This window comes from Aeromonas sp. R2-2 (assembly GCF_040908355.1).
Lineage (GTDB): Bacteria > Pseudomonadota > Gammaproteobacteria > Enterobacterales > Aeromonadaceae > Aeromonas > Aeromonas veronii.
On record NZ_JBFODQ010000074.1, the window covers coordinates 24,003 to 39,963 of the forward strand.

The 15,961-nt window shown below is 59.7% G+C and carries 15 protein-coding genes; 7 read left to right on the forward strand and 8 right to left on the reverse strand.

The annotated features are described in order from the left end of the window. Window positions 1-4: 4 nt before the first annotated feature. The gene (rhlB, locus tag AB5Z09_RS15600) at window positions 5-1,294 is read right to left on the reverse strand and encodes an ATP-dependent RNA helicase RhlB (protein ID WP_005339414.1); all 1,290 of its coding nucleotides are present in this window, start codon (window positions 1,292-1,294) and stop codon (window positions 5-7) included. A gap of 113 nt (window positions 1,295-1,407) precedes the next feature. Here rhlB and trxA point away from each other — a divergent pair, with 113 nt between their 5' ends. The 6 genes from trxA to AB5Z09_RS15630 all read left to right on the forward strand — a co-directional run bounded on the left by trxA (window position 1,408) and on the right by AB5Z09_RS15630 (window position 7,884). After that, window positions 1,408-1,734, forward strand: coding sequence for a thioredoxin TrxA (gene trxA / locus AB5Z09_RS15605; protein ID WP_005339416.1), 327 nt, complete (start codon window positions 1,408-1,410; stop codon window positions 1,732-1,734). A gap of 204 nt (window positions 1,735-1,938) precedes the next feature. Then, window positions 1,939-3,204: a transcription termination factor Rho gene (gene rho / locus AB5Z09_RS15610; protein WP_005339417.1), complete on the forward strand. Its 1,266-nt coding sequence runs from the start codon at window positions 1,939-1,941 to the stop codon at window positions 3,202-3,204. A gap of 108 nt (window positions 3,205-3,312) precedes the next feature. Next, window positions 3,313-4,305: a hypothetical protein gene (locus AB5Z09_RS15615; RefSeq protein ID WP_106844558.1), complete on the forward strand. Its 993-nt coding sequence runs from the start codon at window positions 3,313-3,315 to the stop codon at window positions 4,303-4,305. A gap of 33 nt (window positions 4,306-4,338) precedes the next feature. Continuing rightward, window positions 4,339-5,808, forward strand: coding sequence for a 4-hydroxy-3-polyprenylbenzoate decarboxylase (ubiD, locus tag AB5Z09_RS15620; protein WP_005339421.1), 1,470 nt, complete (start codon window positions 4,339-4,341; stop codon window positions 5,806-5,808). A 146-nt stretch (window positions 5,809-5,954) separates the two neighbouring features. Further along, window positions 5,955-6,653 (forward strand): NAD(P)H-flavin reductase, encoded by a 699-nt coding sequence (gene fre, locus AB5Z09_RS15625; protein ID WP_005339423.1) that lies wholly within the window; start codon window positions 5,955-5,957, stop codon window positions 6,651-6,653. 217 nt (window positions 6,654-6,870) lie between these two features. After that, window positions 6,871-7,884, forward strand: a complete 1,014-nt coding sequence (locus tag AB5Z09_RS15630; RefSeq protein WP_236326705.1) for a sensor domain-containing diguanylate cyclase — start codon at window positions 6,871-6,873, stop codon at window positions 7,882-7,884. 54 nt (window positions 7,885-7,938) lie between these two features. Here the strand turns inward: AB5Z09_RS15630 and AB5Z09_RS15635 are convergent, their stop codons facing one another. After that, window positions 7,939-8,196: an accessory factor UbiK family protein gene (locus AB5Z09_RS15635; protein WP_005339429.1), complete on the reverse strand. Its 258-nt coding sequence runs from the start codon at window positions 8,194-8,196 to the stop codon at window positions 7,939-7,941. Between the two features lie 300 nt (window positions 8,197-8,496). On the opposite strand from AB5Z09_RS15635, the gene AB5Z09_RS15640 reads away from it, so the two are divergent. Further along, entirely contained in the window at window positions 8,497-10,941 is a 2,445-nt protein-coding gene (locus AB5Z09_RS15640) for a VolA/Pla-1 family phospholipase (RefSeq protein ID WP_368195679.1), read from the forward strand. Window positions 10,942-11,007: 66 nt separating this feature from the next. Here AB5Z09_RS15640 and glpG read toward each other — a convergent pair whose 3' ends face one another. From glpG to livH, 6 genes are all read right to left on the reverse strand, one after another. Continuing rightward, window positions 11,008-11,841, reverse strand: a complete 834-nt coding sequence (gene glpG, locus AB5Z09_RS15645; RefSeq protein ID WP_368195680.1) for a rhomboid family intramembrane serine protease GlpG — start codon at window positions 11,839-11,841, stop codon at window positions 11,008-11,010. Then, window positions 11,838-12,161, reverse strand: a complete 324-nt coding sequence (gene glpE / locus AB5Z09_RS15650; RefSeq protein WP_021229253.1) for a thiosulfate sulfurtransferase GlpE — start codon at window positions 12,159-12,161, stop codon at window positions 11,838-11,840. The genes glpG and glpE overlap by 4 nt, the downstream gene beginning before the upstream one ends. A gap of 122 nt (window positions 12,162-12,283) precedes the next feature. Further along, on the reverse strand, window positions 12,284-12,985 hold the full coding sequence (locus AB5Z09_RS15655; RefSeq protein ID WP_005342433.1) for an ABC transporter ATP-binding protein: 702 nt from the start codon (window positions 12,983-12,985) through the stop codon (window positions 12,284-12,286). A gap of 10 nt (window positions 12,986-12,995) precedes the next feature. Beyond that, window positions 12,996-13,769, reverse strand: a complete 774-nt coding sequence (gene livG, locus AB5Z09_RS15660; RefSeq protein WP_064335051.1) for a high-affinity branched-chain amino acid ABC transporter ATP-binding protein LivG — start codon at window positions 13,767-13,769, stop codon at window positions 12,996-12,998. Then, entirely contained in the window at window positions 13,766-15,034 is a 1,269-nt protein-coding gene (locus tag AB5Z09_RS15665; protein WP_005355922.1) for a high-affinity branched-chain amino acid ABC transporter permease LivM, read from the reverse strand. Before AB5Z09_RS15665 ends, livG begins: the two co-directional genes overlap by 4 nt. Next, window positions 15,034-15,960: a high-affinity branched-chain amino acid ABC transporter permease LivH gene (gene livH, locus AB5Z09_RS15670; RefSeq protein ID WP_005339439.1), complete on the reverse strand. Its 927-nt coding sequence runs from the start codon at window positions 15,958-15,960 to the stop codon at window positions 15,034-15,036. Before livH ends, AB5Z09_RS15665 begins: the two co-directional genes overlap by 1 nt. Between the last annotated feature and the right edge of the window lies 1 nt (window position 15,961).

Below are 15,961 nucleotides of genomic sequence, written 5' to 3' on the forward strand. Positions count from 1 at the left end.
GTCCTTAGCTCTTGCGCGGCGGACGACGACGATTGTTGCTGTTGCCACCGCCCTGACGATCCCGCATGTTGCGGTTCACCGGCTGACGGTTGCGGAACACCCGTTTCGGCGGGGTCACGTCATCCAACAGCGCTTCACGGTCGTACTTGCTGACCGGAATGGCGTGGTGAATGTACTCCTCGATAGCCGGCAGGTTGAAGGCATAGTCCTCACAGGCCAGGCTGATGGAGTGACCGCTCTTGCCGGCACGACCGGTACGACCGATACGGTGTACATAGTCTTCGGCGTCGTCGGGCAGGTCATAGTTGAAAACGTGGGTCACGTCAGGGATGTGCAGACCACGGGCGGCCACGTCGGTGGCGACCAGAATATCGAGCGCACCCTTGGTGAAATCCTCGAGGATCTTCATCCGCTTCTTCTGTGGCACATCACCGGTCAGCAGACCGACGCGATGGCCGTCGTTTTCCAGCCAGGCATGGACGTCTTCACAGACGTGCTTGGTGTTGGCGAAGACGATCGCTTTTTCCGGCCACTCCTCTTCCATCAGGGAGAGCAGCAGCAACATCTTGTCTTCATTGGAGGGGTAGAACAGCTCCTCCTTGATCCGCACGCCGGTCATCTGCTCCGGCTCTACCTGCACATGTTCCGGGTGGTTCATGTGTTCGTAGGCCAGCTCCTGCACACGCAGGGAGAGGGTGGCGGAGAAAAGCATGCTCAGACGCTCGGTCGCGGGCGGCATGCGGCGGAACAGGAAGCGGATGTCCTTGATGAAGCCCAGATCGAACATGCGATCAGCTTCGTCCAGTACCACGACCTGAATGTTGCTCAGATCGATCACCTTGGACTTGAAGTAGTCGATGATGCGGCCAGTGGTGCCGATCAGGATGTCGACGCCCTGCTCCAGCACGGCCAGCTGCTTGTCGTAACCTTCGCCACCGTAGGCGAGGCCGAGTTTCAGGCCGGTAGAGGCGGCGATGCTGTCGGCATCGTTATAGATCTGTACTGCCAGTTCCCGGGTGGGTGCCATGATGATGGCTCTGGGTTGGTTAACCAGACGGGGCTTGGTCAGCGGGTGAGTCAGCAAATAGTTGAATGTCGCGGCCAAGAAGGCAATGGTCTTGCCGGTTCCTGTCTGGGCCTGACCGGCGAGGTCATGACCTTCTACCAGCAGTGGCAGAGACAGTGCCTGGATGGGCGTGCAATAGTGAAATCCCTTTGATTCCAGACCAGCCAGAACTTCGGGTTCGAGGCCCATTTGGGCGAATTTGTCGGTCGTTAAGTGTGTTTTGCTCATGGCGGTAGGTTATCAGGTTAGGCTTGCAATAATAAACAGGATCATTTCAAATAGGGCAACTATTGCCTTTGTTGATATGTCAATAAAGCCTTAATTACTGACTGGAGTTGGAGATGAGTGACAAGATTGTTCAGCTGAGCGATGCCAGCTTCGAGGCAGATGTAATCAAAGCCGATGGCGCCGTTCTGGTCGACTTCTGGGCCGAGTGGTGTGGTCCGTGCAAGATGATTGCCCCGATCCTGGAAGAAGTTGCCCAAGAGTACGAAGGTCGCGTGACCGTAGCCAAACTGAACATCGACCATAACTCTGATACTCCGCCCAAGTACGGCATTCGTGGTATCCCGACCCTCTTGCTGTTCAAGAATGGCGAAGTGGCAGCGACCAAGGTCGGTGCACTGTCCAAGACTCAGCTGAAAGAGTTCCTGGACGGCAACCTGTAATAATTAAAGAGGAGCGCATTGCAATAATGCGCTCCTTGTGTTTTATCACCTAGACGCTCATCCCGATTGGTGCTAGTTTATCGCTCGTTTGCTAACCTTTTTGCCTGACTCTTTGCTAACCACAGCCTGGCAATCAAATCCGATCAGCATCAATCCAGCAGACTGTCTCCTCATTTCAATCCTTGCTTACAGACTTTCACCACTATGAATCTGACTGAATTAAAGAACACTCCTGTGTCCGAGCTGGTCAAGCTTGGCGAATCCATGGGGTTGGAAAATCTGGCTCGGGCGCACAAGAAAGATATTATTTTTGCAATCCTCAAGGCGCACGCCAAGGGTGGTGAAGATATCTTTGGCGACGGTGTGCTGGAAATCCTGACCGATGGTTTCGGCTTCCTGCGCAGTGCAGACGGCTCCTATCTGGCAGGCCCTGACGATATCTACGTCTCCCCGAGCCAGATCCGCCGCTTCAACCTGCGTACCGGCGATACCATCTCCGGCAAGATCCGGCCACCGAAAGAGGGCGAACGCTACTTCGCACTGCTCAAGGTCAATGAGGTCAACTACGACCGTCCGGAAAACTCCCGCAACAAGATCCTGTTTGAAAACCTTACCCCCCTGCATGCCAACGAACGTCTGCGAATGGAACGGGGTAATGGCTCTACCGAAGATATCACTGCCCGTGTACTGGACCTGGCTTCCCCCATCGGTAAAGGCCAGCGTGGCCTGATCGTGGCGCCGCCCAAGGCCGGTAAGACCATGCTGCTGCAGAACATCGCCCAGAGCATCGCCTACAACCACCCGGACTGTGAACTGATCGTTCTGCTGATCGACGAGCGTCCGGAAGAAGTGACCGAGATGCAGCGCATGGTGAAAGGTGAAGTGATCGCTTCCACCTTTGACGAACCTGCTTCCCGTCACGTTCAGGTTGCCGAAATGGTGATCGAGAAGGCCAAGCGTCTGGTCGAGCACAAGAAAGACGTGGTAATCCTGCTGGACTCCATCACCCGTCTTGCTCGCGCCTACAACACAGTTATCCCGTCATCCGGCAAGGTACTGACAGGTGGTGTGGACGCCAACGCCCTGCACCGTCCCAAGCGCTTCTTCGGCGCCGCGCGTAATGTTGAGGAGGGCGGCAGCCTGACCATCATCGCTACCGCGCTGATCGATACCGGTTCCAAAATGGACGAGGTTATCTACGAAGAGTTCAAGGGTACCGGCAACATGGAACTGCACCTCTCGCGCAAGATTGCCGAGAAGCGCGTCTACCCGGCCATCGACATCACCCGCTCAGGTACTCGTAAAGAAGAGCTGCTCACCTCCGGTGACGAGCTGCAGAAGATGTGGATCCTGCGCAAGATTGTCCACCCGATGGGCGAGATCGACGGTATCGAGTTCCTCATCGACAAGCTGGCGATGACCAAGACCAACGACGAGTTCTTCGACGCCATGCGGCGCCAGCAGAAGTAAGTCCGGTCAGAAAATGACGAAACCGCGGCCCTGGTCGCGGTTTTTGTTTATCTGTTTTCCGGTCGCCCTAGTAGTATGAGATCCCGATGTCACATGGATGGAGACGTCATGAAGCCTGTTTTCTGGTTATTGCTGGGGTTGCTGAGTGCAATGCCAGCCTGCGCGCAGAGTACACCGGTCGCGGTGACAGCCGAGACGTTGCAGACGCACCAACGCTATCTGGCGGGCCGTCTGAAGGAGGGGCAATTTGCAGCCATCGACTCTCTGCTGGCGACCCTGAGTCGCGAGCGGCGGGAGTTCCTGCTGTTGCAGCTGCTGCGGGATATTCCCGCGACCACCCCTGCATCCCCTGCGTTGCAACAGTGGGTCGAGGCTCAGGCCGACAAGGCACCCGAGTGGCTCATGGAGCAGCAGGTCGACGGTTTTCTGGTGCAGCAACCGGTTTATGATTTTGCCGCGCAGGCCCGTCAGTTGCTGGGGAAGTGGCAGCTGCAATCACTGATGCAGCGCTATCGGCAGCAGCTTGCCCAGGGCAGCTTCCAGCTAAAGTCTATCTACTACAGCAGTAACCCCGATCTCGCCATGCAGCAGCAAGCCCTGTTGCTGGCCCTCGATACCTTGCCGCAACCGATCTGGATGCGGGAGGCGCAAGCGCTGGCCAGCCAGAATATCTATCTGCCCGATAATCACCTGTTGTTCCATCTGTTGCAGCGCACCGGGGAACCGGCGCTCTATAGCATGCTGTGGCGGCGGCCGGCAGATCAGGATGCGCTGCGTGCACTCTCTACCATCAACCGCTTCCATCATGGCAGTGCCGCCAGCGATTTGCTGATTGCCGCCAGTGGCAATGAGGGATTGAAGGGAGCCGCTCTGCGCCAACTGAGCGCACTCTCCCCCTTGCCGCCGCAAGCCCAGAAATACCTGCTGGCGGAACTCTCCAACCGTCAATACGGGGCGCTGGTGGCCGGTCTGTTGATGGAGGTGGACGAGCCCCAGCTGCTCTCTGCGCTAGCCAGACGCCTCGGCCAGCGTGACATGCCACCCATTGCACCGAGTCTGCTGCCCGATTCGGGTACACCCGATGGGCAGCCAGGGTTATAATGCGTGACCTCCTGAACCCGGTTGGGAACTTGCATGAAATACAAGGATTTGCGTGATTTCATCGCGCAGCTGGAACAAAACGGACAACTCAAGCGCATTACCCGCGAGATAGATCCCTATCTGGAGATGACCGAGATCAGCGACCGCACCCTGCGTGCGGGTGGCCCGGCTCTGCTGTTCGAAAATCCCAAAGGCTACACCATGCCGGTGCTGACCAACCTGTTCGGTACCCCTGATCGGGTTGCCATGGGCATGGGCCAGCCCGATGTGGGCGCCTTGCGTCAGGTCGGGGTCTGGCTCTCCTATCTCAAGGAGCCCGAGCCGCCCAAGGGATTCAAGGAGCTGATGGAGAAGCTGCCGATCTTCAAGCAGGTGCTCAACATGCCGACCAAGCGCCTCTCTTCCGCCCCCTGCCAGCAGGTGGTGCAGGAGGGCGATGCGGTCGATCTCGACCAGATCCCGATCCAGCACTGCTGGCCCGGCGATGTGGCGCCGCTGGTCACCTGGGGCCTCACCATCACCCGTGGCCCCTACAAGAAGCGCCAGAACCTCGGCATCTATCGCCAGCAGAAGATCGCCAAAAACAAGCTGATTATGCGCTGGCTGGATCATCGTGGCGGTGCCATCGATTTTCGCGAGTGGCAGGAGGCCCATCCCGGTGAGCGATTCCCGGTGGTGGTGGCACTCGGTGCCGATCCCGCGACCATTCTCGGCGCGGTGACGCCGGTGCCGGATACTCTCTCCGAATATGCCTTTGCTGGTCTGCTGCGCGGCAGCCGTACCGAGGTGATCAAGGCCATCAGCTGCGATCTGGAGGTGCCCGCCAGTGCCGAGATCGTGCTGGAAGGCTATCTTGAGCCGGGTGAGATGGCGCCGGAAGGGCCTTATGGCGACCACACCGGCTACTACAACGAGGTGGACGAGTTCCCGGTCTTCACCATCACCCACATCACCAAGCGGCGCGATGCCATCTACCACAGCACCTATACCGGCCGTCCGCCCGATGAACCGGCGGTGCTGGGTCTGGCGCTGAACGAGGTGTTTGTGCCGCTGCTGCAGAAGCAGTTCCCCGAGATTGTGGACTTCTATCTGCCGCCGGAGGGGTGCTCCTACCGGATGGCGGTGGTGACCATCAAGAAGCGTTACCCGGGCCACGCCAAGCGGGTGATGCTGGGAGTCTGGTCATTCCTGCGCCAGTTCATGTACACCAAGTTCGTGGTGGTGTGTGACGATGACGTCAACGCTCGCGACTGGAAGGATGTGATCTGGGCCATCACCACCCGGATGGACCCGGCAAGGGACACCACCTTGATCGAGCATACGCCGATCGACTATCTGGACTTCGCCTCGCCGGTCTCCGGCCTCGGTTCCAAGATGGGGCTGGATGCCACCAACAAGTGGCCGGGCGAGACCAATCGGGAGTGGGGTCAGCCTATAGTTCAGGATGAGGCGGTGAAGCAGAAGGTCGATGCCATCTGGGATGAGCTCAATATCCTCGGATGAGGCAAACATGACAGCTTTGCTGCAAAAAGTGATGCGATCCGCACTGATTTGAGTATTCTCGACTGACGGGGCCAGGGCTGCTGGTCGTCACTCCATAGTGAAACAATGAGCGAAGCGGGCCGAGCGAGCCCGCCACAAGGACAAGAATGCAACGTATCAAATGCCGCGTAGAGGAACTGCGCGAATATGTCGACACCATCTGGCATGTGGCCCTGACGCCGCAGCAAGCGATCAGCTTCAAGCCGGGCCAGTATCTGCTGGTGGTGATGAGCGATTCGGACAAGCGCCCCTTCTCCATCGCCAACTCGCCGACCCGCCCGGGCGTGCTGGAGCTGCAAATCGGTGCCACTCCCGAGAACGCCTACGCCGGTCAGGTGCTGGCCCGCATGCGCGAGCAGGGCGAGATCGAGGTCGAATTGCCGGCTGGCAAGGCGTTCCTGCGCGATGAATCTCCCCGTCCGCTGATCCTGATGGCGGGCGGCACCGGCTTCTCTTACGCCCGCTCCATTCTGGAGTACCTGATCGACACGGGCAGCAAGCGTCCGGTGTTCTTCTACTGGGGTGTGCGTCAGGCTCACTGGCTCTATGAGCTGGAGCAGATGCAGCAGTGGGAGCGTGACTATGCACCGCTCACCTTTATTCCGGTGGTGCAGGAGCCGGAGGCTGACTGGACCGGCAAGAGCGGGCTGGTGCACAAGGCGATCATGGATGACTTCGTCAGCCTCCACGACTACGACATCTATGTCGCCGGCCGTTTCGAGATGGCGGGTGCCGCGCGGGAGGAGTTCAAGATCCTCGGCGCCGAGCCGGAGCGCATCTTTGGTGATGCCTACGAATTTATCTGACGGGATCCCCGCTTGGATGACGCAGCCCCCGGTTTTGCCGGGGGCTTTTTTTTGTGGCTGCCGCAGTACCGGATCGCCCTGAATGGTTGGATTATCGCGGCGTTATCCCATTATTTTTCAATATTTTGACTATGAATAGCTACTAATCAAACGTAGCTGATGGCATCTTTGTGAGGGATTGACAAGATCATCCATAGAGCAAGCACAAGGAGGCGCAGTGTTGAGTGAAGAGGGCAGGGCATCTGCGGAGGATGACAGGGGTGAGACCGGCTCTGTCGAGCGGGTCGCAACACTGATCCCGTCCCCTCATGGCGGTGAAATGGCCCGTTTGCAGGCAGAAATCGCCGCTTTGCAGCATGAAAATGGCCTGTTGCAGGAGAAGCTCAATGCCGCCCTCGATGGCACCGGCATCTGTCTCTGGCAGGGCACTATTCCCACCGGCGAGCTGCGGGTCTTCAATCTGCAGAACTTTCAGGCCGGTGACATGGCCCCTCATTTCGATCAGTGGAGCGCCAAGCTCCATCCCGACGATCGCGCCCATGCCATGGGCAGCTACTTTGCCCACCTTGAGGGGAAAACTCCCTTCTACGAAGCCGAATACCGCACCATCAGCCCGGCCGGGGAGATCACCTGGTTGTGGGATCGGGGCCGAGTCGTCGATTGGGATGGAGATGGCAAACCGCTGCGGATCATGGGCTCCCATATCGATATCACCCAGCGCAAGGCTTATGAGCAGCGACTGGCGGAGCGCGCCAACAGCGACGCGCTGACCGGCTTGCTCAACCGGCAGGGGTTTGGCAAGGCGTTTGCCCAGCTACAGCCGCAAGGGGCGGGGGCGCTGCTCTTTATCGATCTGGATGATTTCAAAGGGATCAACGACCAGCTGGGGCACGCCTGCGGCGATCTGGTGTTGCAGCAGATGGCGGACTGGCTGCGCCTTATTATGCCTGGCTCGGCGCTATGTGGCCGTTACGGCGGCGACGAGTTTGTGGTGCATTTGCATCGGGATGTGTCGAGCCATGGCCTGGCACAACTGGCCGACGCCCTGATCAGCCGGATGCACGGATATGTGCCCAAACCCGGTTGTCCGCAACGGGTGGGGCTGAGTATCGGCATCGCCCTGTGGGAGGAGGAGCCATTGAGCTTCCGGCAGGCGCTGGAGGTGGCCGACAGGGCCATGTATGAGGCCAAGGCACGCGGCAAGCGAGCCTGGTATCTGCTTCAGGTGTGATGGTTTTTACAGGTTCAATACAAAGCAAAAACCCCAGCCGAGCTGGGGTTTTCGTTATTCGCCTTTGGCGCCGAGCTGCTGCTCGAGCTGAGCCAGCTTGCTTTCGAGGGCGGCCAGTTTTTCACGGGTACGCAGCAGCACCTTGGTCTGCACGTCGAACTCTTCGCGGCTGACCAGATCCAGCTTGCCCAGCTGGGCTTGCAGTACCTGACGCATCTTCTTCTCGGCCTCTTCACCCATGCTGCGAATGCCGGGCGGCAGGGAGTTGTGCACCTGCTTGGCGATCTCTTCCAGTTTCTTCGGGTCGATCATGATGTCCTCCTTAAGCGTTGGCGGACATTCTACCGACAATTCCCTCACTTTGCCGAGATCGCGGCGGCTTTTTAGTCGTGATGGTGCCCGCTGGCTGGTCGGGTCTGGTGATGGGGCTACAACTGCTACCCTTGCGCCCCTTTGTTAACCTGAAACCATGACATGCACCACAAAGCTGAGCCAGAACTGTCCGGCATGAGTCTTATTCGGTGTTGGTTTTATGTTAACGTTTTGCAGTCGAGGTCGTGATGACCCCGTTGGCTTGTGATGGATAACAACCTTATAAAAAGAGAATAAAAAATGAAGAAGAAGCTAATTTATGCAGCTGTTGTCAGCGCCCTGCTGGCCGGATGTGGTGGAGATGACAACAAGGGAGACACCACCAGCTCCCTCGATTATGCCTTGAGTGGCGCCAGCGGTATTCGACCGAGCGTGCTGGCCCCCCGTGCTAGCGACGGTACCCTGAAGTTTTCGACAGAAACTGCAGATCTGTCGAACCCGGTATCTGCCCTCTCCACTCTGGATGGTTGGTCAACCACCCAACCCGTCCAGCTGGTACCGGCGACCGTGACCGGTGTCTCTGTGCCGGCACCGGCGGCCAGCGAGTATGCCTCTGCCGTTGCGCCCCTCTACCTGCTCGAGCTCACGCTGGATCCGGTCACTCTGCAACCCAACGGAGTCAAGGGCGGCAAGCCACTGGTTTATGGGACCGACTTTGTGGTCACTGGCGGGGACGGCAAGCTCAATCTGGTTCCGCTCAAGCCGCTTAATCCCTCTTCTTACTACATGATCGTGGCGACTGATGCCCTCAAGGACAGTCGTGGCACACCGCTCAAGGCGGGCGGCGATTACAGCAGCTTCAAATCGACAGCTGGCGCAACCACTCAGGAGCAGACCATCAATGGCCTGATCTCGCTGCAAGAAGGTCTGTTCAAAGCGGCCACCGGGATCACCAGCGATCGGGTGATCTTCTCCGACTGGTTTGCCACCCAATCTGGTGCCGATGTGCTGCTGGCAGTGAAGAGTGCTGCTGCTTCCGTGTTGAAGAGCCCGAGCCTGGACGCCGCGGCGCTGTGGAAACAGGATGCCAAGGGCAACACCAGCCTGCCAGCAACCTATACCATCAACAGTCTTAATGGCGGGGTGGATTTTCTGACCCAGCTGGCGAATGAGCCATTCTTGCCGCAGGATCAGAAAGATGCACTGACTGCCGCCTTTGGTGTTGGTACGCCGCTTAACGGGGTTGCCCAGCTAACCAAGGTTTATACCGGTACCGTCAAACTCCCTTACTTCCTCTCTACTCCGGCGATAGCCGGCTCCTGGGACAAGGCCAAGACCCAATCCTGGCACGGCGCCATTCCCAGCCTCTATGCCATCGCCAACGCGCTGAAAGCGGGCGATACCGAGGTGATCGGTGGACTGGTCGGGGCGGGCGTGGACCCTGCATTGCTGGGGGAGCTGATCGCCGACCCGAGCCGTCAGAGTGAACTGCTGACCGAGGCGAGCAAGCTGATCGGGGTGACTCTCACCTCCGGTGGCAAGCCGCTGGATGCCGAGCGCAATATCGGCCGTTTCAACCCGTTGCCGACCCTGACCGAAGTACAATCGGTACCGCTGCGGATCTTCGCACCGACGACCAACTTGAGCACTGTCACTGATGTGATCATCTATCAGCACGGAGTCACCTCCATCAAGGAGAACGCCTATGCGCTGGCGCTGGGCCAGATAGGTGCCGGGTTAGACCCATCAGTGAACAAGGTGGTCGCTGTGGTTGTGATCGATCACCCGCTGCACGGTGAGCGTGGCTTCGCCTTGAGCGGCAGCATGGATACCGTCACCACTTCTGACAATCCGCTGCCCTACCTGAATCTGGGCTATCTGACGGTGGCGCGGGATAACCTGAAACAGAGCGTGGCCGATCTGCTGGGACTGCGACTGGCTGTCGGTCTGGCCAACACCCAGGGATTGGGTGGCCAATTGGGTGGTGCCGGTCTGAAGGTGCATTTCCTCGGTCACTCTCTCGGTGCCATTACCGGGGCCAATCTGCTGGCTGTCGCCAACCAGACCACCGGCAGTGCTCAGGCTGATGCCCTGTTCAAGTTCGATACCGGTGGTCTGGCAATGCCGGGTGGCGGCATCGCGCCGCTGTTGCTCAACTCGCCGAGCTTCGGGCCGACCATCAAGATGAGCGTGCTTACCTCGGGTAGTCCGGCGCTGAAAGCGGGCTTTACCGCCTATGCACCGAATTGCAAAACAGCTGCCGCCACTTGCTTCGTCAACGAGTTCCTGCCCAGTCTGGATGCGGCCACGCAGGCGGGTGCGGCGAGCACCTTGCAGAGCTATACCTTTGCCGCCCAGTCAGTGCTGGACTCTGCGGACCCGATCAATCTGGGCAGTGGCGTCGCCAAGATCTTCCCGCTGTTCGCCTCCGAAATTGTGGGTGATGGCGCCTTCAACCTGCCGGATCAAGTGATCCCCAACAGCATCGCCTCTGCGCCGCTGGGTGGCACCGAGCCGCTGTTCCGGGTGCTGGGTTTGCAAGAGCTGAAGGGTTCCGGCGTGCTCCCGGCGGGTCACCATGCTGCGCGCTTCCTGAAAGGGGGCCATAGCTCGCTGCTGGCTCCTGACGAGAATTTCGATCAGGCTGGCGCGGTCACCACCGAGATCCAGACCCAGTTCGCCAGCTTCTTTATGAGTGGTGGTGCGGCGGTCAAGGTAACCGATGACACCCTGATCAAGCAGTAACTGCCAATCGCGTAAAAAAACGCCGCCCTTCGGGGCGGCGTTCTCGTTTCTGCGGCTGCTGAAAAATCAGGTCGGCTGGTGGTTGCGATCCAGCCAGCCTTGCAGCAGGCCGACCAGCAGACCTGTCAGGTGGGCGATATTGGCTGTGCTGGTTCCGAGCATGTCGAAGAAGCCGAGCACCATCCAGAACAGCATAAAGCCCATCAGCGCCGGTGGCAGAGTCAGGCCGCAGGCCGGTTGCAGCTTGCTGCGCAGCCAGCAGTAGCCGAGCAGGGCATAGACCACGCCGGAGAGGCCGCCAAACAGCGGGCCGCTGGCAAAGAACTCGGCGATATTGGGCAGGGCGGCGCCCACCAGCAGCAGGATCAGCAGCTTGCCGCTGCCAAGGCGCTGCTCGATCTGGCCGCCGAGATACCACCACCACAGCAAGTTGAACACCAGATGGAGCACCGAGAAGTGGATCAGGGCGGGGGTGAAATAACGCCATGCCTGCCAGTCGGTGAACTGGGCAAGCGTCGGGTGGAATGCCAGTTCATCGTAGATGGGCAGGCCGATGGCCTCGATCCCGTAGATGGCGAGACAGGCGATGATCACCACCAACGTCAGCGGCCCTGCCTGATGGAGGAAATCGGTGATGGGATCCGTCATCCCCTTGCTGTAGTCGATGCGGGCATCGGCGCGGCCGGATTGCCAGGAGGCCTCCATGTAGCGAGGGTGGGCCGGTTCGGCCAGAAAGCGCTTCACCTCCAGCTGGGCCTGAGCGAGGCGTAGCTCGTCCGCCAACCAGATGGTGACCCCCAGCTCGGACTGGGTCAGCTCGCAGGAGATGCCCAGGGTCGCCAGATAGTCCACCAGCGCCTGCGCCATGCGGGCGTTGTCGAGCACCAGCAGCTGGATCATGCCTCGCCTGCCTCGATGGGAAACTCCCGGCGCCACGCCTCGAAGCCGCCATCCAGACTGTAGACCTCGTCATAACCCTGTTGCAGCAGGTATTGGGCCGCCCCTTGACTGCTGTTGCCGTGATAGCACATCACGATGACCGGGGTATCGAAATCCACTTCGTTCATAAAGCGCACCAGGGTGCCGTTGGTGAGGTGGAAGGCGCCGACCGCGTGGGCCGCTTCAAAGGATTGCGGGTCGCGAATATCCACCAGACGGGCTTCACCCGCGCTCAGTTTCTGGTGGGCATCATGGGCACTGATATGGGCAAACTGGTCCATCGGGATGTCCTGCGAATAGGTTGATTACGGGCCAGTGTACCGCAAGCTCGGGCGCAAACTAACCCCACAAAAGATAAGGGAGCCAGCGGCTCCCTTGTGGATATGGCATGCGGGGCAGTGGGTTAACCGCCCAGATAGGCCTGCCGCACTGCTGGGTTGGCCAGCAGGGCGGCGCCCGTGTCTTGCAGCACCACGTGGCCGTTCTCCAGCACATAGCCGCGGTCGGCCAGCTTGAGCGCCTGGTTGGCGTTCTGCTCCACCAGAAAGATGGTCATCCCCTTCTGCCGCAACTGTTCGATGGTGTCGAAGATCTGCTGGATGACGATGGGGGCCAGCCCCAGCGAGGGTTCATCCAGCAGCAGCAGGCGCGGTTTGCTCATCAGGGCGCGGCCGATGGCCAGCATCTGCTGCTCGCCGCCGGACATGGTGCCCGCCCGTTGCTGCAGGCGTTCGTGCAGGCGCGGGAACAGGGTGAACACCTGATCCAGCAGGCCATGCTGCTCTGCCTTGTCGACGAAGAAGGCGCCCATCAGCAGGTTCTCTTCCACCGTCAGGCGGGCGAAGATGCGGCGCCCCTCCGGCACCACGGCGATATCCTTGCGCATGATGCGGGCGGTGGTGAGGGAGCTGATCTGTTCCCCCTCAAACCAGATGGAGCCGCTGCTGGGCTTGGGTTCGCCGCAGAGTGTCATCAGCAGGGTGGTCTTGCCCGCGCCGTTGGCGCCGATCAGGGTGACGATTTCCCCCTCTTTCACCTCGACGCTGACATCGTGCAGTGCCTGAATTTTGCCGTAGTGGGTCGATACGTTGCGAAGTTCTAACATCTTGTTTTCCTTACGACTCGCCCAGATAGGCCTTGATCACTGCCGGGTTGTTACGGATCTCATCCGGCTTGCCGTGGGCCAGCGGGGTGCCCTGACTGACCACGAAGATGCGGTTGGAGATACCCATCACCAGCTTCATATCGTGTTCGATCAGCAGCACCGAGACCCCGAATTCGTCCCGCAGGCTGATGATCAGCTCGTCCAGCTCGTCGGTCTCCTTCGGGTTGAGGCCGGCAGCCGGTTCGTCCAGCATCAGCAGCTCGGGCCGGGTCGCCATGCAGCGGGCGATCTCGAGGCGGCGCTGTTGACCGTAAGCCAGGTTACCGGCGGCGCGGTTGGCAAGATCCTTGAGGCCCACTTTATCCAGCCAGAAGGCGGCCCGCTCCAGCCCCTCCTGCTCCGCCCGGCGGAAGGCCGGGGTCTTGAACAGACCGGCGATAAAGCTGGTGTTGAGGTGCTGGTGCTGGGCAACCAGCAGGTTCTCCACCGCTGTCATCTCCTTGAATAGCCGCACGTGCTGGAAGGTACGCACAATCCCCTTGCGGGCGATGAGGTGGCCGGGCAGCCCCTGGATCTCCTCACCCTTGTAGCGGATGGTGCCGCCGCTCGGGCAGTAGAAGCCGGTCAGGCAGTTGAAGATGGTGGTCTTGCCCGCGCCGTTGGGGCCGATGATGGAGATCACCTCGCCCTTGTCGATATCCAGTTTTACCCCGTTGACGGCCAGCAGGCCCCCGAAGCGCATCGACAAATCAGAGACTTCCATTAACTTCTGATGTGTACTCATTTCTTCAACTCCAGATGCGGACGGGTCATCGGCAGCAATCCTTGTGGCCGCCAGATCATCATGAACACCATCAAGAGGCCGAACATCAGCATGCGGTACTCGTTGAATTCGCGGGCCAGCTCCGGCAGCACCGTCATCACGATGGCAGCCAGCACCACCCCGATCTGGGAGCCCATACCACCCAGCACCACAATCGCCAGCACAATGGCCGACTCGATAAAGACGAAGGATTCCGGGCTGATAAAGCCCTGCCGGGAGGCAAAGAAACTGCCCGCAAAACCGGCAAAGGTAGCGCCTATGGTGAAGGCGGTCAGCTTGATGATGGTGGGGTTGAGCCCCAGCGATTTGCAGGCGATTTCGTCCTCCCGCAGCGCTTCCCAGGCGCGGCCAAGGGGCATGCGCAGCAGGCGGTTGATGACGAACAGGGTCACCACCACCAGCACCAGCGCCATCAGGTAGAGGAAGATCACCTTGTGGTTGGCGTTGTAGGTAATGCCGAAGAAGTTGTGGAAGGTATCAAAGCCCCCATCCTTGACGGTGCGGTTGAACTCCAGCCCCCCCAGCGTCGGTTTGGGAATGCCGGAGATCCCGTTCGGGCCGCCGGTCAGGGTGGTCATGTTGTTGAGCAGGATGCGGATGATCTCGCCAAAACCCAGGGTGACGATGGCCAGATAGTCCCCCCGCAGCCGCAGCACCGGGAAACCGAGCAGGAAGCCGAAGGTAGCGGCCATCAGCCCGGCGATGGGCAGGCACTCCCAGAAGCTCAGCCCGAAGTAGGTGTTGAGCAGGGCATAGCTGTAGGCGCCGACCGCATAGAAGCCGACATAGCCGAGATCGAGCAGACCGGCGAGGCCGACCACCACGTTCAGCCCCAGCCCCAGCATGATGTAAATCAGGGTGAGGGTGGCAAGATCGATGGCGCCGCGAGAGGCCATAAAGGGCCAGCTCACCGCAAACAGCAGCACCAGCACGGCGGTGAGGTTATAGAGCTTGGGCGCCTCTTCCGGGCTCGGCAGTACCAGCTTGGTGAAGCCGACCGAGAAGCCGCTGATGGAGGCCTGAAACAGCTTGGCAATCTGGCCGCGCAGCATCTGGAACCAGAAAACGAGGGTGGCGCCCCCCAGTAGCCAGGCCAGCGACACATCGAGGCGGCTCACTACCTGCAGGCTGGAGCCATCGGTCTCCAGCTTGAAGCCGAGCAGCCAGAAAGAGAGCACCAGCAGCACCAGGCTGGCGATACAGGCGTGGATAAATTGATGTTTCATCACACTTTCTCCACTTCCGGACGACCCAGAATGCCGGTCGGCATAAAGAGCAGCACAAAAATGAGCAGGGCAAACGCCATCACATCCTTGTATTCGGTGCTGAGATAACCGGCGGTGAGCGCTTCAACCACGCCGAGCAGCAGGCCGCCCAGTACGGCGCCCGGAATGCTGCCGATACCGCCCAGCACTGCGGCAGTGAAGGCCTTCAGACCGGCCATAAAGCCGAGGTAGGGGTTGATGACACCGTAATACATGCCGAGCAGCACCCCGGCGACGGCGGCCAGCGCGGCCCCCAGCACGAAGGTGATGGAGATGACTACATGGGTGTCTATCCCTAACAGGTTGGCCATCTTGATATCTTCCGAACAGGCGCGGCAGGCGCGGCCCATGCGGGAGCGGCCGATGAACTGGGTCAGCGCCAGCATGGTGATGAAAGTCACCACGAAAATGATCAGCTGCATATAGGAGAGACTGGCCTGAAAACCATCCTCCCCCCCCAGGGTCCAGCCACCTGAGATCAGGCTGGGCATGGCGATATCCCGTGAGCCCTGAGCCATCCGCATCATGTTCTGCAGGAAGATCGACATGCCGATGGCGGAGATGAGGGGGATCAGCCGGTTGCCACCGCGTAGCGGCCGGTAGGCGACCCGCTCGATGCTCCAGCCATAGGTGCCTGTGATGATAATACTGACCAGGAAGGCGCCCCCCAGCAGTAGAAAGGTGCTGTCGATGCCCATCATCATGAGCCCCGCCATCACCATAAAAGCGACATAGGAGCCGATCATGTAAACCTCGCCGTGGGCGAAGTTGATCATGCCGATGATGCCATAGACCATGGTGTAGCCGATGGCGATCAACGCATAGGTGCTGCCTATGGTTAATCCGTTCAGCAGTTGCTGAACGAGATAAAGGAGGTGTTCGGACATA